The 18,551-nt window shown below is 60.0% G+C and carries 16 protein-coding genes; 7 read left to right on the top strand and 9 right to left on the bottom strand.

Going from position 1 to position 18,551, the window contains the following annotated elements:
* Nucleotides 1-4: 4 nt before the first annotated feature.
* The 3 genes from OUZ52_RS05325 to rtcR are packed head-to-tail and all read right to left on the bottom strand — an operon-like array spanning nucleotide 5 to nucleotide 3,511.
* Nucleotides 5-766: a nucleotidyltransferase domain-containing protein gene (locus tag OUZ52_RS05325; RefSeq protein ID WP_266157289.1), complete on the bottom strand. Its 762-nt coding sequence runs from the start codon at nucleotides 764-766 to the stop codon at nucleotides 5-7.
* A complete protein-coding gene (locus tag OUZ52_RS05320) occupies nucleotides 759-1,862 on the bottom strand; it encodes a nucleotidyltransferase domain-containing protein (RefSeq protein ID WP_266157288.1) in 1,104 nt (367 codons plus the stop codon). Before OUZ52_RS05320 ends, OUZ52_RS05325 begins: the two co-directional genes overlap by 8 nt.
* A gap of 50 nt (nucleotides 1,863-1,912) precedes the next feature.
* On the bottom strand, nucleotides 1,913-3,511 hold the full coding sequence (gene rtcR / locus OUZ52_RS05315) for an RNA repair transcriptional activator RtcR (protein WP_266157287.1): 1,599 nt from the start codon (nucleotides 3,509-3,511) through the stop codon (nucleotides 1,913-1,915).
* Between the two features lie 171 nt (nucleotides 3,512-3,682).
* Here rtcR and OUZ52_RS05310 point away from each other — a divergent pair, with 171 nt between their 5' ends.
* The 3 genes from OUZ52_RS05310 to rtcA all read left to right on the top strand — a co-directional run bounded on the left by OUZ52_RS05310 (nucleotide 3,683) and on the right by rtcA (nucleotide 8,124).
* Nucleotides 3,683-5,233, top strand: coding sequence for an RNA-binding protein (locus OUZ52_RS05310; RefSeq protein WP_266157286.1), 1,551 nt, complete (start codon nucleotides 3,683-3,685; stop codon nucleotides 5,231-5,233).
* A 588-nt stretch (nucleotides 5,234-5,821) separates the two neighbouring features.
* Nucleotides 5,822-7,051: an RtcB family protein gene (locus OUZ52_RS05305; RefSeq protein WP_266157285.1), complete on the top strand. Its 1,230-nt coding sequence runs from the start codon at nucleotides 5,822-5,824 to the stop codon at nucleotides 7,049-7,051.
* Nucleotides 7,052-7,080: 29 nt separating this feature from the next.
* On the top strand, nucleotides 7,081-8,124 hold the full coding sequence (rtcA, locus tag OUZ52_RS05300; RefSeq protein WP_323135316.1) for an RNA 3'-terminal phosphate cyclase: 1,044 nt from the start codon (nucleotides 7,081-7,083) through the stop codon (nucleotides 8,122-8,124).
* Here the strand turns inward: rtcA and OUZ52_RS05295 are convergent.
* Together OUZ52_RS05295 and OUZ52_RS05290 are read right to left on the bottom strand one after the other, a co-directional pair.
* Nucleotides 8,114-9,517, bottom strand: a complete 1,404-nt coding sequence (locus OUZ52_RS05295; RefSeq protein WP_266157283.1) for a sensor histidine kinase — start codon at nucleotides 9,515-9,517, stop codon at nucleotides 8,114-8,116. The two genes, rtcA and OUZ52_RS05295, sit on opposite strands and share 11 nt — an antisense overlap.
* Complete coding sequence (locus tag OUZ52_RS05290; RefSeq protein WP_266157282.1) at nucleotides 9,514-10,170, bottom strand: response regulator; 657 nt, start codon at nucleotides 10,168-10,170, stop codon at nucleotides 9,514-9,516. Before OUZ52_RS05290 ends, OUZ52_RS05295 begins: the two co-directional genes overlap by 4 nt.
* 140 nt (nucleotides 10,171-10,310) lie before the next feature.
* On the opposite strand from OUZ52_RS05290, the gene OUZ52_RS05285 reads away from it, so the two are divergent.
* On the top strand, nucleotides 10,311-11,099 hold the full coding sequence (locus tag OUZ52_RS05285; protein ID WP_266157281.1) for a MipA/OmpV family protein: 789 nt from the start codon (nucleotides 10,311-10,313) through the stop codon (nucleotides 11,097-11,099).
* Here OUZ52_RS05285 and OUZ52_RS05280 read toward each other — a convergent pair whose 3' ends face one another.
* On the bottom strand, nucleotides 11,100-12,053 hold the full coding sequence (locus OUZ52_RS05280) for a LysR family transcriptional regulator (protein ID WP_266157280.1): 954 nt from the start codon (nucleotides 12,051-12,053) through the stop codon (nucleotides 11,100-11,102). It abuts the gene before it with no gap.
* Between the two features lie 142 nt (nucleotides 12,054-12,195).
* Between OUZ52_RS05280 and OUZ52_RS05275 the strand changes: the two genes are divergently transcribed.
* Entirely contained in the window at nucleotides 12,196-13,209 is a 1,014-nt protein-coding gene (locus tag OUZ52_RS05275) for a zinc-dependent alcohol dehydrogenase family protein (RefSeq protein ID WP_266157279.1), read from the top strand.
* A gap of 61 nt (nucleotides 13,210-13,270) precedes the next feature.
* On the opposite strand, the gene rbsK is transcribed toward OUZ52_RS05275, so the two are convergent.
* Complete coding sequence (gene rbsK, locus OUZ52_RS05270; protein ID WP_266157278.1) at nucleotides 13,271-14,164, bottom strand: ribokinase; 894 nt, start codon at nucleotides 14,162-14,164, stop codon at nucleotides 13,271-13,273.
* Between the two features lie 180 nt (nucleotides 14,165-14,344).
* Between rbsK and OUZ52_RS05265 the strand changes: the two genes are divergently transcribed.
* Both OUZ52_RS05265 and OUZ52_RS05260 read left to right on the top strand, forming a co-directional pair.
* Entirely contained in the window at nucleotides 14,345-15,043 is a 699-nt protein-coding gene (locus OUZ52_RS05265) for a glutathione binding-like protein (protein WP_266157277.1), read from the top strand.
* Nucleotides 15,044-15,166: 123 nt separating this feature from the next.
* Entirely contained in the window at nucleotides 15,167-17,392 is a 2,226-nt protein-coding gene (locus OUZ52_RS05260; protein WP_266157276.1) for a S9 family peptidase, read from the top strand.
* A gap of 88 nt (nucleotides 17,393-17,480) precedes the next feature.
* On the opposite strand, the gene OUZ52_RS05255 is transcribed toward OUZ52_RS05260, so the two are convergent.
* Together OUZ52_RS05255 and OUZ52_RS05250 are read right to left on the bottom strand one after the other, a co-directional pair.
* Nucleotides 17,481-17,768 carry a S8 family serine peptidase gene (locus OUZ52_RS05255; protein ID WP_266157275.1) on the bottom strand — a complete coding sequence of 96 codons (288 nt, stop codon included), beginning with the start codon at nucleotides 17,766-17,768 and terminating at the stop codon, nucleotides 17,481-17,483.
* A 153-nt stretch (nucleotides 17,769-17,921) separates the two neighbouring features.
* Nucleotides 17,922-18,539 carry a hypothetical protein gene (locus OUZ52_RS05250; RefSeq protein WP_266157274.1) on the bottom strand — a complete coding sequence of 206 codons (618 nt, stop codon included), beginning with the start codon at nucleotides 18,537-18,539 and terminating at the stop codon, nucleotides 17,922-17,924.
* Nucleotides 18,540-18,551 lie beyond the last annotated feature (12 nt).

Raw genomic sequence — 18,551 nt, 5'->3', positions numbered from 1 at the left:
CCGCCTAGCCCGTCGCCCAACGACGCAGTGTCGCATCCAGCAAGGCGTGTTCGGCTTGCACTGGCCTTGCCAGCGTCGCGCCGATTCGCTCGAAATAATCGGATTGCTCCAGCATCCATGTGCGCAGGATGCCGGGCATCGGTTCGTACTCGCTTTCCTTTGCTACAGCCTTGCGGATTTCCAGCTCGCCAATCCACGTGCGTTCCTCATCGCTGACCCAAGGAGCGGCGAGCAGTTGAGCAAAGGCGGTTGGCGGTTGCGTGCCATGGTGTTCTATCCAGCGACAGGCCAGGATCGGACGCAGAAAGTAAAACAGTTTCTTCAGCCGTACCTGGTCGCCAGCGAGGTGGTCGGCATAGGTCGAGCGGGCCATGCCTAGATAGTGAAATAGCGCGCGAGCGGGCTGGAAGAAATCCGCGATCAACAAGCGGACTTCCTGTGCGAAGGTTTCGTCGGCGCGATAGACGATGGGTGAATCGAACCATTCGTTAAAGGCCAGATTGCACTTGGAAAGCAGGCGCAGCGACTTGCGCAAATCCCAACCGCTGACGTCCAGGTCACCGGGCAGCATGCGCTCGATTACATCACGCTGTTCAAAAACACTTAGATACCAGTCGCGCGGATGCGTGTAGATAAAGCGCACGTCATAGTCACTATCCGGAGAGGCAAAGCCCCATGCCCGGCTGCCGGATTCGGCGGCGTACAGCACCCGCACGCCTAGCTCACGCTCGATGTCCGCGATGGCGGATTGAATAGCCTCATCCATGGCAGCGTGCCTCCCAATGTTGAGTCATGTCTTGCAGCAATCGGTTCGCCGCAGATGCATCGATAGTTGGCGGCAATGCACTTTGCGCTTCCTGCTGGGCGCAGCGGTCGGTAATGGTTTGCGCCATGCTCATCAACTCCTCATAGCTATAACGGCCTTGGCGTATCGCCAGCAACAATTCGCGCTGCTCACCTTCGAAGCGCACGATCGGCGCGCCGTGGCGCAGGATGGACTCGCCGGAAAGCAGCAGGCGCATCGTGTGCATGAGATTTTTCGCGTCATAGTCCAGCTCGCCGGTTTCCTGTTGACGCCAGCGTGCCTCGTTGCGCTCGCGCCGCCATGCCCAATAATTCTGGTGATCGATGAGCGCCTGCTTCCAGGCCTGCTCGTTGTAGAAGAGCAAGCCAGCGAAGTGAGATGTTTCCTCCTCGACCGGGATGGATTCGAGGACCAGCATGTGGTCGCGAAATACCCCGCGTGCCTGCTTGCCATAGCGATAAAGACGATAGCCATCGCGCGCGTGCTCAAGGCTTGCGGCGTGAAATTCGCCCAGATCCCAACCCAGGGTCGCCAGTGGCACCGGGCGGCAAGGCGGCTGCTCGATCGGGATGAGGCGCTCGCGCGGAATCACGTGACAGTAGTCTTCCTTGGCTGGCGGTCGCTCGGGACGCGGCTGATTGATCCACTTGTTTTGCCCGCGCGCTTTTTTGATCTGCCCGATGGCGTAGCCGAGGTGGCTTTGCACGCATTGCCTGGACAGAAACTGCTCACGCCGGGCGATCAGCATGTCCATTTCCGGGCTGCGCCAACGCACGCAGTCATCGGGCATGTACAACAGTTCGAGCATATTGGGATTGGCGCTGGCCAACAGTTCGATGACCCGGCGCAGGCTGTAGTAAACGATGTCGTTGCGCGTGTCAGCGACCTGGTCGGCGGGTGGGGTCAGACCGAGATAGGCGGCGGGGCGCACCGCATACACACCGCGGATATCCGTGTCGCTTTCGGGCGTGGATGTGCCGTAGGCGCGACTTCCGCTGATGCATTCGAACAACAGGGAGGGATCGGCGTGTGCTTGCAGGGTATCGAGGTCAGGCATGGTCATCCTTGATTCGGGCGGTGCCTGGGCGACCGTCACGACGTCATGGTTCAGTGATTGGCCGAGCCTATCACTGCATCCCAGTTGAGTTCGAATCGCGCCAGATACTTGCGCAGTCGATCGGCGTCGTTGGTGGTTGAGCGCTTTGCCCGCGAGGTTGCGAACAAGGTGCGTCCGGCTTCGGAGAGCGAGCGGCTGCGGCGGCATACGCGAATGACTTCGCGCAGCTGTAGCTGATCGAACAGGTCGACCTCCTGCATGCGCTCGCCGAGTATCTCGGCCAGTACATCGTCGCCGGCATCCTGACGCCAAAGCCGGCGCAGGCGCATCAGTTCTTCCTCGACGGTTTCCGTGGTGATGCGTCCGGCAGGGGCCAGGGTAGCCATGCGGGTGACGGACGCGCCGAGGTCGCGAAAGTTGCCTTGCCACAGAGCCTGCGGGCTGGTGGCAAAACTCAGGTAGCGAGCCCGCGCCTCGCGATTGAAGGTGACCCTTCGATTGACCTGTTGTGCGTGACGCTCCAGTTCGTAGTCGAGATTGGGCTCGATATCCTCGATGCGCTCGGCGAGGCTGGGCAGGTGGAAACTCCAGATGTTCAGGCGTGCATAGAGGTCGTCGCGAAAGCGGCCTTCGGTCACGCGCTGGCCCAGGTCGCGATTGGTACCGGCAATCAGCTGGAAATCGCTTTCGACTTCCTTATCGCTGCCCACCGGTAGAAAACGCCGATCCTCCAGCGCGCGCAACAACATCGCCTGTTCGTCGGCGCCGAGCTCGCCGATTTCATCGAGAAATAGCAGGCCTTTATGCGCGCTGCGCAGCAGGCCGGGGCGTTCGTTGATAGCCCCGGTGTAGGCCCCCTTTACATGACCAAACAAGCTGCTCATCGCGCCATCGCCGCGCAGCGTGGCGCAGTTCACTTCGACGAAGCGTCCGGTCAGTTCGTGCCGTGCTTTCTTCAATTCAAACAGGCGCCGCGCCAGTTGACTCTTGCCAGCACCCGTCGGGCCCATCAGCAGGATCGGTGCGGGCGAGCGGCTGCCCACTGTTTCGATCTGTTCGATCATGCGGTTGAATGCGGCGTTGCGCGTTGCGATGCCGCTCTTCAGATGGGTGCGGTCATCTTGCTGCTCGCTTTCGAAGCGCTGGGCGATGCGGTCATAACGAGACAGGTCCAGGTCGATGATGCTGAGCGTGCCGCCATTGTCTGCTTGGCGTTGCTTGCGCGGTGGCGCGGCTTGCAGCAACTGCGCCGGCAAGCGTCGATTTTCGGTGAGCAAAAACAGGCAGATCTGCGCGACATGGGTGCCGGTGGTGATGTGGACGTAGTAGTCCTCAGTCTCGGTATCGAAGGGATATCGGCGTGCAAAATCATGCAGCACCGAATACATCGATTCGAAGTCCCATGGATCGGCCAGATAGGTGTCGTGCGTGCGTACCTGGGTTTCCGGCGATACCTGGCCCAGGTCGGCGCGCACCTGATCAGCCAATCTGCGATAGCTCCGCTCATCGACCAGCAGCTCGATGCGGCTGACCAGAAAGTCTTCCTGCATACCCAGCGACACGGTGGGGCGCCATTTTTCCCAGCGACCCGGGCCTTCGCCTGCGTCGAGCTGGGTGCCGAGGAATCCGATCACGACTTTGCGTTTCATGGCGATACTATAAGATAAATATCGATATCTTTTTATCTATAAATCGAATAATGATGTGACCCAGGAAATAGCGAGAATAGAATATATGTCTTGTATATCAATAACTTGATGGATAACGTCAGCGGTTGGCACGAAGCCTGCTCTAAGGAAACCATCCCAAGGAGAAACATCGTGGCTAACCAACAACTCTTTGCCAGCTCGCGCGGTCGGATGACTCCGCCAGCCAACGCCATCAACGAGGCAGGTGGCCGCGCATATCAGCGTCAGCCGGAGGCCGCGCTTGCGCTCTATGCGGCAACCGGTTGCCTCAACGGCACTTATTACAGCGACGCCGAGACGCAGTTGGCCCAGGTACTGGCGATGTGTGACCAGGTGGCGCCGGCTTTCATTGCACGCACTGCGATTTATGCGCGGCAGCGCGCTTATATGAAAGACATGCCTGCCTTGCTGCTTGCCCATTTGGCGACCCGTGATGGTGAGTTGTTGGCGAAGGTGTTCGCCCGGGTGATCGACAACGGCCGCATGTTGCGCAATTTCGTGCAGATGCTGCGCAGTGGCGTGGTGGGTCGCAAGTCGCTTGGCACACGGCCGAAGCGATTGGTGCAGCAGTGGCTGGACGCGGCGTCGGCAGAACAGATCGTGGCGGCGGCGGTCGGCGAAAAGCCGTCGCTGGCGGATGTAATCCGGATGGTGCACCCGCATCCGCAGGATATGGAGCGCGAGGCGCTGTATGCCTGGTTGATCGATAAGCCACATAACGCAACGGCATTGCCGGTGCTGGTGCAGCAGTACGAGGCGTTCAAGCGCGCGCCGGGTCATGAGGTACCAGAACTGTCATTCCAGTACCTCACCGCCCTGCCGCTGACCGCCGTGCATTGGAAGAGCATTGCCGCGCGGGCTTCCTGGCAGGCCACCCGGATGAACTTGAATACGTTTGCTCGCAAGGGTGTATTCGATGACGCGGCGATGGTGTCCATGCTAGCGAACCGCTTGCGTGATCCGCAGGCGATTCGCAAGGCGCGGGTGTTTCCGTATCAGTTGATGACCGCGTACCGGGCGGCGGCAAAGATGATGCCGGAGCCAATTGCCGAGGCATTGCAGGATGCAATGGAAATCGCCACCAGCGCCGTGCCGGCGATTAACGGCGAGGTGGTGGTAGCGATGGATGTATCCGGTTCCATGCAATCGCCGGTCACCGGTTTTCGCCCTGGCGCCACTAGCGTGGTGACCTGTGTGGAAGTGGCTGCGCTGATCGCCGCGTGTATCAAGCGCGCCAATGCCAAGGCTCGGGTGATTCCCTTTGCCGAGACAGTGCGAGAGCTGCGTTTGAATGCGCGCGACAGCGTGATGACGCAGGCCCAGCAACTGGCGCGCATGGTCGGTGGTGGTACCTGTGTGAGTGCGCCATTGGCCTTGCTCAACTGCGAGCGGGCGAAGGTCGATCTGTTGGTACTGGTATCGGATAACCAAAGCTGGGTCGATACGCGTCACGGCAAAAGCAGCGAAACCATGCGTCAGTGGGCCGAGCTGAAGTTGCGTAACCCGCAGGCCAAGATGGTTTGCATTGATTTGCAGCCGGATGCGAGCAGTCAAACGGTGGAGTCGGCGGATGTGCTTCACGTGGGGGGCTTCAGCGATGCCGTATTTGAGCTGCTGGCCGATGTCGCCCAGGGTAGCGATACCCGCCGCTGGATCGAGCGCATCGAGGCGATTGAATTGTAAGTGTCTACCTCGGCAGGAATGGGCCTGCCGGGGCCGGGGAGGAAAACGAATGCCACGAAGGGCTACTTGGTCCCCGCCGGTTCGACTCCGGCAGCCTTTCGAGAGATTTGTCGCTTTCCACCGGCTAGGCATCATGACGAAAGATTGATTTGGCAGCGAATGCCGATGGAACTACAGGTAAGCCTCCGGGCGATGGGTTCGAATCCCGACCTGCATTGCAGGTATGTTTCATCACTCTTGTCGCTGCACTTTGTATGGTTGTATCGAGTTTTCGGCAGCGAATGCCGACGGACCTACTAGCCTCAAACGCTCCAGGTCGCGGGTTCGATTCCCGCCGGTGCCGATACTGTGGCGCCGTAGCTCAGTGGATAGAGCGGGATGGTTCGTCACCTTTGTCGCTGCATCTTTTTAGACGTTATAAGTTTTTGAGTTTCGGCGAATGCCGGTGGAACTACTGTGTCGCGGGTTCGACTCCCGCCAGCGTTCGCGCTGTAGCTCAGTCTGGTAGAGCAAATGTTTCGCCAAACCTTGTCGCCGATCAATTTGTGAAAAGAACAGACCAGGAGTCTGTTGCATGGAGAACGTGTTGTGACAACGACGTCGTATGAGGTCATCAACGAGCCGGGCGCGGTGCCGATCAAGCTGTGGACGCGTGGCGTGCCGCTGGAGGACGAGGCGCGCAAGCAATTGCTCAATATCGCCAAGCTGCCGTTTATTCACGGCTGGGTCGCGGTGATGCCCGATGTGCATCTTGGTAAAGGTGCGACGGTGGGCTCAGTGGTGCCGACGGTAGGAGCGATTGTGCCGGCGGCGGTGGGCGTGGATATTGGTTGCGGCATGATTGCCACCCGCACCACGCTGACCGCCAGCGATCTGCCGGATAACCTGGCCGAGTTGCGTTCGGCGATCGAGCACGCAGTGCCGCACGGCCGCACGGTGGGCCGCGGTCATGGTCGTGATAAAGGCGCGTGGCAAAACCCGCCGGCGGCGACCCTGGAGGGATGGTCTGGGCTGCATGAGGGCTTTGCGCGAATCACCGCAAAGCACCCGAAATTGGCGCGGACGAATCATCTGAACCATCTGGGTACGCTGGGTACCGGCAATCACTTTGTCGAAGTCTGCCTGGATGAGGAGCAGCGCGTGTGGTTCATGCTGCACTCGGGCTCCCGCGGCGTCGGCAACGCGATCGGCACTCACTTCATTGAGCTGGCCAAGCAAGATATGCGTCGTTGGATGATCAACTTGCCCGACCAGGATCTGGCGTATTTACCCGAGGGCAGCGAGCATTTCGTCGACTACGTCTTTGCGGTGGACTGGGCACAACGTTTCGCGCGCAGCAATCGCGCCATCATGATGGCGCATGTGATCGAGGCGGCGAAGAAAGTCATTGCCAAGCCGTTCGATGCCTGGGCCGAGGCGGTGAATTGCCATCACAATTACGTGAGCCGTGAGCATCACTATGGCAAGAACGTGATGGTGACCCGTAAGGGCGCGGTCAGTGCAAAGCTCGGTGAGCTGGGCATTATTCCGGGCAGCATGGGCGCCAAGAGCTTCATCGTGCGCGGTCTGGGCAATAGCGAGAGCTTTCATAGCTGTAGTCACGGCGCGGGTCGTGTGATGAGCCGTACCGAGGCGAAGAGGCGTATTTCGCTGGACGATCATCTTAAGGCCACGGCGCATGTCGAATGTCGCAAGGATGCAGATGTGATCGATGAATCACCGGCCGCCTACAAGTCGATCGATGCAGTGATGGCGGCGCAGAATGATCTGGTTGAAATCGTGCATACCCTGCGTCAAGTGGTTTGTGTCAAAGGTTGAGTGGTGCGGGCGTAAGCCCGCGCCACTGCATGAAAAGCTGCAATAAACATGGAATGGCAATGATAGAAATCGATGGACTGCAAGGTGGTGGCCAGTTACTGCGAACAGCGCTGGCTTTGAGCCTGTATACGGGCGAGTCCTTTCTTATGACTGATATCCGCGGGCGGCGTAGCCGGCCGGGTTTGATGCGTCAGCATCTGACCGCGATCGAGGCTGCACGGCAGGTGGGCGATGCCCAAGTGCAAGGCGCTGAAGCCGGTTCAGGCACGCTTCGCTTTGAGCCGCGTGTGTTGCGCGGTGGCAATTTTCATTGGCCGATCGGCACGGCGGGCTCTACCACCCTGGTGCTACAAACCATACTGCCGGTGCTGTGGAAAGCCGATCTGCCATCGACTATTCGCCTGGAGGGCGGCACTCACAATCCACAGGCGCCGTGCGCGGACTTTCTTATCGAGAGTTTTTCGCCGCTGATGCAGCGCAGGGGTTTGCAGGCAGAGATCCGGCTGGAGCGCCATGGCTTTTATCCGGCTGGCGGCGGCGAACTGAACGTTACGGTTCAGCCGTCCAAACAACTTCAGCCACTGACCCTGCGTCAACGCGGTGAGTTAAAACGGGTTTCCGCCACGGCTCTGATTTCAGCCATTCCCGGCTTGGTAGCCGAGCGCGAGCTTGCTTCGGTGCAACGCTATCTGCGATTAAACGCGGATCAGCTGCATCATCGGCAAGCGCGACCGGTAAGCGGTCCAGGCAACGCACTCATGGTGAAAGTGGAGTCTGAGCAGGTGTGCGAAATATTTACCGCCTTCGGTGAAAAGCGTGTAAGCGCCGAGCGCGTCGCCGAGTTGGTGTGTAACGAAGCCCGCGCCTACCTTGCGGCCGATGTGGCGGTGGGCGCGCATCTGGCTGACCAGTTGCTATTGCCGCTGGCGTTGGCCGGTGGTGGCGAATTCAGCACGCTGGCTCCGACTGAGCATGCACGTACCAATGCGGCGCTGATCGAAAAGTTTCTACCGGTGGAGATCGACTTCCGCGAAGAGAAAGCAGATCACTGGTTGGCCATAGTCAGTGACTGATGCGGTGACTGCCGGCGCTAAGCGACGGCTCTAGCCTGATCCGCACGGCCAGGCCGCGCTCATCCAGGCCAGGGCCCAGGCTGAGTTCGCCACCATGCAGTCGGACAATTTGCTGGGCGATGGCCAGACCCAGGCCACTGCCTGGCTGCTCGCTGTCGGGTACGCGATAGAAACGTTCGAATATCCGCGCCATATGCGAGTCGGGTATGCCTGGACCATCATCGGCAACGATCAGCCAGATGGCGTCTCGATAAGCCCGCAGTGTGACCTTGATACGGCCGCCGCTGGGCACATAGCGGATGGCGTTATCCAGCAGGTTGTCGATGGCTGAGGCCAAGGTATCTGGATCGAAAGCCCATAGGCATGGGCCGCGCGTTTCCAGGCCGATGTCGATGCGCTTGTCCAAGGCGCGCGGTGCCAGCTGGCCGACACGTTCTTCCAGCCATGCCGACAGATCCAGTGTGCGCAGCTGAAGTTTGAGCCCTTGCGAACTCACCCGTGAGATGGTCAGCAACTGGCGGATCATGGCGCTGACGCGCTCCAGGCCGCCGTGCAGATCTTGTTTGGCAGTCTGTTTGTCCGACTCGCCTGCCGCTGTGGCGAGCAGGTGTGCCTGGGTCTGGATAACCGCGATGGGGGTCAGCAGCCCGTGTGCGGCGTCGGCAAAGAACTGTCGCTCGATAGCCTGGACGCCGCGCAGCTTTTCCAGCAGCCGGTTCAATTCGTGCAGCAGAGGAGCGATCTCTGGGTAGGCAGGCGTTGCCACGATGGCATCGAGGTTGTCGGCTGAGCGATTACCGATCATGCGGCCCAGATCGCGTAACGGAGACAGGCTGAAGCGTGCCAGCAAAAAGGTCAGGAAAAATATCGGTGGCACGATCAACACCGCCGTACCAATCGCCAGCAAGCGGGTCTGTCGGCGCGATTGGATATGCCAGAACATCCTGATCCAGCTATCGTCGCCAGCGACCGCCACTTCTCTGCCGCTATGGGCATCGCGGGCCCGGTATACCCGCAAACCCTTGATGCCTGATTGCGGCAATAGCGGCGAAGAGGCAAGCAAGCGTTGCTGGGCATCGCGCACTTCATAGCGCAGCGCGCTGCTGCCGGCGGGTATTTCCATATCCGAGGAGATCTGCCGCCCCATCGCGTGGGTCAGGGGTGCCGCCAGGGAAGCCGGATCGGATACTTCGAGCAAGGATTGAGCGTAATTACGCAGTTGCTGGTCGAATGCATCGCTGGCAATCGGCATCAGTACGAAATTGGTGACGACTTCCAGCGCGATGAAAACCACCGTGCAGGCGAGCAATTGCACTGCCAGCATGCGCCGGGTCAACGATGGCCTGGTCAGCGAGAGACTGCGTAGCCGGGGAAATCTGGATCGCAGGCTCATGACACGATCCGATAGCCGATGCCACGCACCGTCTGAATCATCTCCGCGCCAAGCTTGCGACGCAGATTGTGCACATGTACTTCAAGCGCATTGCTTTCGATCGACCCCGGTGAGCGAAACGCCGCGCCTTCAAGGCGCACTCTCGGCACCACGTGGCCGGCGTGTTTGACCAGCTCGGCGAGTACCGAGAATTCGCGCGGCGAGACTTCAAGCAAGATACCGTCGAGCAGTACTTCGCGCCGGCCGATATCAATGCGCACCCTGCCCGCCTCCCAGATCGCGGCGGCTTGTCCGACACTGCGGCGGATCAAGGCACGCAGGCGCGATAGCAACTCATCGACCGAGAATGGCTTGGTGACATAGTCATCGGCGCCGCCGTCGAGCGCGCGGACGCGTTCGCTCACTGCGTCACGCACGGTCAGAAACAATACCGGGGTACGGTCATTGCGTTGGCGCATCCAGTTCAGCACGTCGTAACCCAAGCCATCGGGCAGTTCCATATCCAGTACGACAGCATCGAAATCGGCAGCCAGCAATTCGGCGCGCGCCTCGGCAATACGGCGCAACCAGCGAACGATAAAACCGCCGCGTTCGAGCGACAGCAGCAGCGCTTTGCCCAATTGCAAGTCATCTTCAAGCAACATCACACGCATTTTGTTCTCCATCGCGCGTGCCCAATCGGCAACCCGCCAAGCGGTATTTCAATGCATTCCGGTGCTGAGCACCTTAATTCGCTCTTAAGCGTTTCTGACAAGAATGCCGAAGCTCCCCTTACCCACATCGGAGCGTCATCATGCATATCTCTTATTCGCTGGCCTTGGTGCTGCTACTTAGCAGCGGGGCCGCCGCCACCGCACATGCGGAAATTACCGGCACGCTGGGGGTAGGCGCGGCCGTGGTGCGCGATTATGAAGGCAGCAAGGACTCGCGCGTCATGGGCGCCCCGCTATTTACCTTGAAGATGCCTACGGCTGCCGGCGATTTCATTCTCGATGGTCAGGGCGTGAGCTGGATTCCTATCCAGGGTGGCGGCTTTAACGCAGGCGTTTTCGCGACCTACAGTCCCGGCCGTCGCGATGATCAAGAGCGTGATTATCGCTATCTCGGCAGCACCTATCTGCGTGGCATGGGCAGGATTAAAGGGTCGCCTGAAGCAGGTTTGCTGATGGGTTGGAATTCACCCGAGTTCTCGCCCTATATCCGTGTACAGCACGGCTTCGGCGGTACTGATGGCAACCGCGGCAATCAGGCAACGATCGGTGCGGCTATCGGCATCGTACGTACGCCACGCCTGACCGTGCTGGTGACGCCATCCCTGGTATGGACCGACAGTAAGTACCTGCAAACGTTTTTTGGTGTGACTGCCGTGCAATCGGCGCGCAGTGGTTTCAAGGCTTATCAGCCGCAGGCGGGTTTCAAGTCCGGTCAGGTCGATGTCACCGCCACCGTGAAGTTGAGTGAGCATTGGTCGGTCATGGGCATGGTCTCGGCCAAGCAACTGATGGGCGACGCAAAGAAAAGCCCCCTCGTGCAATCGAGCAGCAGCCTCGAATACATGAGCTTTCTGATCTGGCGTTTCTGATCACGGCGCCGGTGTTGAGGAGCAACTCTGATCGCTTAACGGGCGGCTGATCATGGCTGGAATCTCGCGCACCAAGGCATCGATCGCTGCGCGAGTTTTGCTTGGCAAATAACGTGTATGTGGCCATACCGCGTGAATATCGCTGCCTTGTACGTGTTCATGGCTCATCACTAGGGCAAGCTCACCCGCTTGCAGATAACGGCTGAGCAGCCAGCAGGGCAGCCACGCCAGCCCGGCACCGTCGACTGCGACGTCGGCAATGGCTTGCAGATCGTCAAGGCGCAAGCGTATCTCGATGCGAGCATCGCAGAGGTTTCCCTGTCGGTCATGTACGCGCCAGGGCACGGTGTGTCCTGCGCGTGAGTACAGGATGCCGCTGTGTCCGGCCATCTCCTCGACGTTGCTTGGCCATCCGTGTTTGGCGAGATAGCTCGGTGCGGCGCCAATGCCCATGTGTTGGATGCCCAAACGCCGCGCAGCCAGGCTGGCACTGTCGGCAAGCGGGCCGATACGAATGCCGAGGTCGAAACCTTCGTCGACCAGATCGACCACCCGATCGTTGAACGACAGATCCAATTCCAGCCGCGGATACTGTTGCGCGAGGCGTTGCAGCACGGGGACGACGCAGTGACGTCCAAACAGCATGGGCATGCTGACGCGCAGTCTTCCGCTGGGTTCGCGCTGGCCGCTGTCGAGTACCGCTTCGGCCGCTTCGAGTTCGGCCAGGGCGCGTACGCAACGTTCGTAGTACGCCTGCCCCGCCTCGGTCAGGCTTTGCCGGCGAGTGGTGCGATGAAACAGCCGCGTGCCCAGGCGCTGCTCAAGCCGCGCAATGCTTTTGCCCACCGCCGAGCGAGTGAGCCGGAGGCGCTCGGCGGCCAGCGCGAAGTTGCCGGCATCTACCGCCTGCACAAAGGCCTCGACACCGCTTAGGCGTTCACTGGTAAATCCCATTGATTCCTCCACAGCTACATAGAAGTTAGCAAATGGCTTCAATGGAGCCATTACGTCGCCTATATCGTATGCCTACCTTTGATCGAGTGCAGCTTTGGTGACGTGGTCGCCCCGGCCTGTGCTCCCCCTACGGAGACGTTTTATGCAGGCCTATCGTGTTTACCCCGGGCGCCACCCTGAGGCTATCGAGCTGTTTGAGCGTGACTTACCGCCGCCTGCAGCTCACGAAGTGCGCGTCAAAGTGCGTGCGGTTTCGTTGAACTATCGCGACCTGATGGTGACGCGTGGCAGCTACCCTGTAGGCAGCGACAAGCCGTTGGTACCGACCTCGGACGGTGCTGGTGAAGTCGTTGCGGTGGGGGCGGCGGTCACCCGTTTTCGTCCCGGCGATCGCGTCATCAGTTCGTTCTTCCCACATTGGATCGACGGGCAGCCTACCCGCGCCAAAACGTCGGGGGCGCTCGGTGCCGAGGCCGATGGCATGTTGGCGCAAGAGGTTTTATTGCCCGAAGACGCGCTCTCGGCCATGCCTGCGCATCTGAGTTTTGCCGAGGCCGCAACCTTGCCTTGCGCCGGGGTGACTGCGTGGAACAGCCTGTTTGTCGAGGGCGCGCTGAAGCCTGGCGACAGCGTGCTGATGCTGGGTACCGGCGGTGTATCGATCTGGGCCTTGCAGTTGGCCAAGGCAGCCGGTCTGCGCACCATCATCACCTCGTCCAGTGCCGCCAAGCTTGAACGTGCGCGCGCCCTTGGTGCCTCGGCCACGATCAACTATGTCGAACAACCCGAATGGCAGGAAGAGGTATTGCGCCAAACCGGTGGCGAAGGCGTCAATCTGGTGCTGGAAGTCGGTGGCCAAGGCACCTTGGCGCGTTCGATGGCAGCAACCCGCATGGGTGGCAGCATCGCCATCATCGGTGGCGTCAGCGGTTTTGGCGGTGAGTTCAATCCGTTTGCCTTGATTACCGGCGCCAAACACCTGAGCGGGATCTTTGTCGGTAGCCGCAGCATGGCCGAAGACCTGGTGCGCTTCGTCGAGATCCATGCGATCCACCCGGTAGTCGATAAGCTGTTTCCGTTTGAACAAGCCGTGGCGGCCTATGCCTATCTCGAAGCGGCCGGGCATTTCGGCAAAGTGGTCATTACGCTGGATTGATCGGCGTCACAGTCGGTTGATGCGCGGTGCACAGGTATGCACCGCGTCTCTTGCAGCTCTCTTAGGCTGTGCGTGCGAGCAAAGCTTCTACATCGCGTCGATAAGGCATGCCACCGCGAGCCCCGAGCTTGGTCACCGAAAGTGCCGCCGCGGCGCAAGCTTTGCGTACGGCGCTGGGCAGGCCTTCGTGCAGAAAGACCGCAAGTGCGGCGTTGAAGGTGTCGCCTGCGCCGGTGCTATCGACGACCTCGACCTTGAAGCTGGGCTGGTGCGTGGGCTCGCTGTTGTCGCCGAACCAGGCACCCTCGGCGCCTCGGGTAAGCACTACCGGGCAGGGGGCGCGACGCATCAGTTCGCGAAAATCCTGCTGGCTATCGGCACCGAGCAAGATCGCCAGCTCGTGTTGGTTGGGGGTGACGTAGCGTGCGAGTTTCAGCCACTCCAGCTGCAACGGCTGGGCCGGTGCGGGGTTGAGAATCACCGGTACGCCAAGACGATGGCCCAGTCGCAAGGTGGCCTCCACCGTCTCCAGCGGAATCTCCATCTGCACTAGCAAGGCATCGGCGCTGGCGATCTTGGCTTCAGCCTGGGCGAGCTGTGCGGGCGAGACGTGCCAGTTGGCAGCAGGCACGATGATGATTTGGTTCTCGCCTTCAGCGACGGTGATCGAGGCGGTACCGCTGGCGCAGTTCGCCACCCGTTGCACATGCTCCAGTGCAATGCCTTCACTAGCCAGGCCATCATGCAATTGCTGGCCGAAGGCATCGTCGCCGAGCGCGCCGATCAGGGTGACTTCGGCGCCGAGACGGGCGGCGGCTACCGCCTGGTTGGCGCCTTTGCCGCCATGGGTGGTCAAAAAGCCCTCGCCCAGAATGGTTTCGCCGGGGCCGACGAAGCGCGGCGACAAGGTCACCAGATCCATATTGATGCTGCCGACCACCACGATATGCGTCATGCGTTTATCCCATTTGCTGTGTCACTGGCGATCGAAAAGCATAACGGCAGAGGTCAGCTCAGCGCGAAAAAACGCCTGAACCGTGTTTTGTCGCAGGGTCAACTGCGGTCGCTGCACTTGAAAGCCTGGCCGAGGGCCCCGAGTAACCAACGATTGGTCCCTGCTTAGGAGTATCCGCTGATGATCGAGTTGCATTATTGGCCCACACCGAATGGCCACAAGATCACGATGTTTCTGGAAGAGGCAGGTCTGCCGTATACGATCAAGCCGGTGAACATTGGCAAGGGCGAGCAGTTCGAGCCGGCTTTTCTGGCGATTTCGCCGAACAACCGCATGCCGGCCATAGTCGACACCGCACCGGCGGATGGCGGTGGCCCGTTGAGCGTGTTCGAGTCGGGGGCGATTTTGCAGTACCTCGCGGACAAGTGCGGGCGTTTTCTGCCGGTGGAGCCGCGCGATCGTTATCGGGTGCTGGAATGGCTGTACTGGCAAGTCGGTGGTCTTGGTCCAATGCTGGGGCAAAACCATCACTTCAATCGCTATGCGCCCGAGAAAATCCCCTACGCGATCGATCGCTATGTCAATGAAACTCGGCGCCTATATGGCGTGTTGAACAAGCGCCTGGCGGGCCGCGCCTTTATCGTCGGCAAGGACTATTCCATTGCCGATATGGCCGCGTATCCATGGATCGTGCCGCATGAAGTACAAGGTATGTCGTTGGATGATTTTCCGCATCTCAAAGCTTGGTTCGAAGCGATCCGTGCACGTCCGGCAACTGAGCGCGCTTATGCGCTTGCCGATACGATCAAGGGCAATCTGGATCTGACTAAAGACGAAGGGGCGCGCAAGCTGCTGTTTGGACAGGGAGCCAAAAAGTAGCGAAAAAAGCCTGTTGTGAAGGACGCGTGGTGGGGTCTCCACGCGTTCGCAGCAGCAGCTTCATGCTGGCGTTCGTCAACTCGGCACGCTTTAATGCCAGCACATTCGTACGGGATGCTGCCGATGCGCGCTCTTCTCTTTGCTGTCCTGATGACAGCCACCTTGCCCACCATGGCCGAAAAACTCACCATCGAACGGATTTTTGACGGCGGCAGCCTGGCCGGCCCGGCGCCGCGTGAATTGCGGATCTCGCCCGATGGCACGCGGGTAAGCTTTTTGCGCGCCAAGCCCGACGACCAGTTTCAGCTGGACTTGTGGGAATACCATCTCAAAGACAACAGCACCCGTTTGCTGGTCGATTCGAAGAAGCTGGAGCCTCGCGGCGAAGCGCTTTCCGATGCGGAGAAAGCGCGCCGTGAACGTGCCCGCACCGCTGGGTTTCGCGGCATCTTGAGTTACCAGTGGTCGCCTGACGGCAAGCAACTGCTGTTTCCGATCGGCGGCAAGCTTTATCTGTATGACCTGGCCGCTGAAAAGCCCGCGCCGCGCGTACTCGATACCGGCGGCGACGTGCTCGATCCGAAAATCTCGCCCAAGGGGCATTACGTTTCGTATCTGCGCGACCAAAACCTGTGGGTGATCGATCTGAGCAGCGGCAATGCGCGCCAGCTCACCCATGATGGCGGCGGCACCGTGCATAACGGTGAGGCCGAGTTTGTCGCACAGGAAGAAATGGATCGCAGCCAAGGCTATTGGTGGGCGCCGGACGACAGCGCCATCGCGTTCGAGCGCTACGACGAGGCGAAGGTGCCGGTCACCAAGCGCACCGAGGTCTACGCCGACCGTACCGAAGTGATCGACCAGCGCTATCCGGCGGCGGGTGACCCCAATGTGGCGATCAAGCTAGGCCTGATCGCTCCCAGCGGTGGCCAGGCTCGCTGGATCGATCTGGGCAAAGATGCCGACATTTACTTGAACCGGGTGAAGTGGCTGCCCGATGCCAAGCATCTCAGCTACCAGTGGATGCCGCGCAATCAGCAGCAGTTGGAGCTGAAGCTGGTGGATGCGAAGACGCTGGCGCAGCGCACGCTGGTTACCGAGACCAGCCATACCTGGATCAACCTCAACGACGATCTGACCTTTCTCAAAGACGGCAAGAGCTTTCTCTGGGGCAGCGAGCGCAGCGGTTATCACCATCTGTATTTGTACGGCCTCGATGGCAAGCTCAAGCACGCGGTGAGTGCCGGGGAGTGGCAGCTGGACGGACTGCTGGCGCTGGATGAACACAGCGGTACGGTTTACGTCAGTTCCAACCGTGATTTTGCGCCGGATCGGCAGGTCTATGCGCTCAAGCTCGACGGCAGCACAGCGAATGCACCGGTGCGAGTCAGTCAGGGCCGTGGCAGTCACATGGCCTCTTTCGCCAGCGACGCGGGTTTCTATCTCGATAACTACTCCAATACCGAAACGCCACCGCAAGTGAGCGTGCACAAGCCGGACGGTAGTTTCGTCAGCTGGATCGAGCAGAACCCGCTCAATGAAAAACATCCGTTCTGGGCGTATCGCGACAGCTTGATCAAGCCAGAATTCGGCACGTTGAAAAGCGCCGATGGGCAAACCTTGTATTACCGCGTGTACAAGCCGCTGGGTTTCGATCCCAACAAGAAATACCCGGTGTTCAATACGTTTTATGGCGGTCCCCATGCACAGCTGGTGACCGATACCTGGGGCGATTACTTCAATCAGTACATGGCAGCCCAGGGTTTTGTGGTCTTCACCCTGGACAATCGCGGCATGGCGCGGCGCGGCCGTCAGTTCGAAGATGCGATCTATCAGCAGCTGGGTGCGGTGGAAGTCGAAGACCAGCTCGCCGGTATTCACTGGCTGAAGTCGCAGCCCTGGGTGGATGGCAAGCGCATCGGCGTATTTGGCTGGAGCTACGGTGGCTATATGACCACCATGATGTTGTCCAAGGCGTCGGACGAGCTCGCTGGTGGTGTGGCCGTGGCGCCGGTGACCGACTGGCGGCTCTACGACACTTTCTACACCGAGCGTTATCTGGGCCGGCCGCAGGATAACGAGGCCGGCTATACCCGCAGCTCACCGCTGGCCTGGCTCGATGGGCTCACCGCCAAGTTGTACCTGGTGCATGGCATGGCCGATGACAATGTGCTGTTCCTCAACTCGACCAAATTGATGGCGGAACTGCAGAAGCGCGGTACCCAGTTTCAATTCATGGCGTATCCCGGCGCCAAGCACGGGCTGAACCTGCCCGGGCAGCGCACCCACGTATATCACCTGATTGCCGATTTCTTCGAGCAGCAGGTCAAGGGCGCGCCGGGTCAGTGAGATATCAGTGAGATAAAGCATGAAGCCCCTCAAGAGGGGCTTCATGCTTTATGGAGAGGCCCGGTGGAGAGGCTGAAGGCGGGACGTTTCAGTCACCGATGCGCGGACCGCGAAGCGGGTCGGCTTGCAGCATGCTGTCGAGTTCCACATAGACCACGCCGGGTTGGGCCTTGAGCTTAGCCATGGCGGACTCGGCGGTGATGCCGGGCGGCAATTCCACCACCGCGGCATGACCGCCGCTGACCGGCCGCAACATACGCGCGCCCACCGTCCGATTGGCCGCCTTGGCGGCATCGGAGTCGGGGGCATCTTGGTAGGTAACGATCAACCGAGCGCCTTGCTGGCTCTGATTGGCACGGGGTGGGGTCGATGGCATGGGCGGGCTTCCGTCTTGAGCGCATGCCGAGATGGCAGGCAGCACCAACAGCAACGGCATGGCCCAGCGGATGAGATGACAACCTCGGATACCGTGCATGAGCTGACCCTTGTCGATGGCTGCGGGCTGTCGAGCCACGCGTGATGGAGCACCTTACTCCGTTGCGCGGCCCACGCCGGTATCGCCTTGTTCGAGCGGCGGCGGTTCTCCGGCTACTGCCAGCAGCGACTGCGCATAACCGTCTTCGATGCTGATGGTGGAGACCTCATCCCAGGAAAAGAACGACGCTTCACGCAGCCATTCCGCGTCCGGGCTGATCTCCTGCATGTTGAAGCCTTCTTCCTCGACATTGATGAGTCGGCCGATATAGCAAACCTCGGCCTCCTCTTCGCTATCCACATGCACGCCGATCACCGGGGCCTGTAAGCCGGCGGCCTGCACGACTTCACGGATGTCATCCAGCGGAAAGCCTTGCGGCGGGTGCGGCAAAAGATTCTTGAGCGTGAGCGCTTTTTCGAAAAACACGTGATGCTTGTCGGGTGCTTCCAGTTCGGATACGTCGCGATGACGCATCACATACATACCGTCGTATGTAATGCCATCACCGATCACCCAGAGCAGGAAAAATTCACGGCCAACCCCGCCGACATAACCGCAGAAGCTGCCGTGTTCGAGTTCGCCGCGCCATAACCGGATCAGCTGATGCTGCTGTTGCGCTTCACGCAACTGTGCCCGCTGACCGGTGGTTTTTAGTTCAATGATCTTGCCCATATGCCCCTAATT

This window comes from Dyella silvatica, assembly GCF_026283955.1.
Taxonomy (GTDB): domain Bacteria; phylum Pseudomonadota; class Gammaproteobacteria; order Xanthomonadales; family Rhodanobacteraceae; genus Dyella_C; species Dyella_C silvatica.
The sequence above is the reverse complement of the archived record's forward strand: the minus strand, read 5'-3'. Positions and strand labels throughout refer to the sequence as shown.

Coding starts and splice junctions, on each gene's coding strand:
- rtcA (WP_323135316.1), top strand. CDS start 7,081: ATGAAAAGCTGCAATAAACATGGAATGGCAATGATAGAAATCGATGGA.
- OUZ52_RS05255 (WP_266157275.1), bottom strand. CDS start 17,768: ATGCCATCGACCCCACCCCGTGCCAATCAGAGCCAGCAAGGCGCTCGG.
- rbsK (WP_266157278.1), bottom strand. CDS start 14,164: ATGACGCATATCGTGGTGGTCGGCAGCATCAATATGGATCTGGTGACC.
- OUZ52_RS05250 (WP_266157274.1), bottom strand. CDS start 18,539: ATGGGCAAGATCATTGAACTAAAAACCACCGGTCAGCGGGCACAGTTG.
- OUZ52_RS05325 (WP_266157289.1), bottom strand. CDS start 766: ATGGATGAGGCTATTCAATCCGCCATCGCGGACATCGAGCGTGAGCTA.
- OUZ52_RS05290 (WP_266157282.1), bottom strand. CDS start 10,170: ATGCGTGTGATGTTGCTTGAAGATGACTTGCAATTGGGCAAAGCGCTG.
- OUZ52_RS05265 (WP_266157277.1), top strand. CDS start 14,345: ATGATCGAGTTGCATTATTGGCCCACACCGAATGGCCACAAGATCACG.
- OUZ52_RS05295 (WP_266157283.1), bottom strand. CDS start 9,517: ATGAGCCTGCGATCCAGATTTCCCCGGCTACGCAGTCTCTCGCTGACC.
- rtcR (WP_266157287.1), bottom strand. CDS start 3,511: ATGAAACGCAAAGTCGTGATCGGATTCCTCGGCACCCAGCTCGACGCA.
- OUZ52_RS05285 (WP_266157281.1), top strand. CDS start 10,311: ATGCATATCTCTTATTCGCTGGCCTTGGTGCTGCTACTTAGCAGCGGG.
- OUZ52_RS05260 (WP_266157276.1), top strand. CDS start 15,167: ATGCGCGCTCTTCTCTTTGCTGTCCTGATGACAGCCACCTTGCCCACC.
- OUZ52_RS05280 (WP_266157280.1), bottom strand. CDS start 12,053: ATGGGATTTACCAGTGAACGCCTAAGCGGTGTCGAGGCCTTTGTGCAG.
- OUZ52_RS05275 (WP_266157279.1), top strand. CDS start 12,196: ATGCAGGCCTATCGTGTTTACCCCGGGCGCCACCCTGAGGCTATCGAG.
- OUZ52_RS05320 (WP_266157288.1), bottom strand. CDS start 1,862: ATGCCTGACCTCGATACCCTGCAAGCACACGCCGATCCCTCCCTGTTG.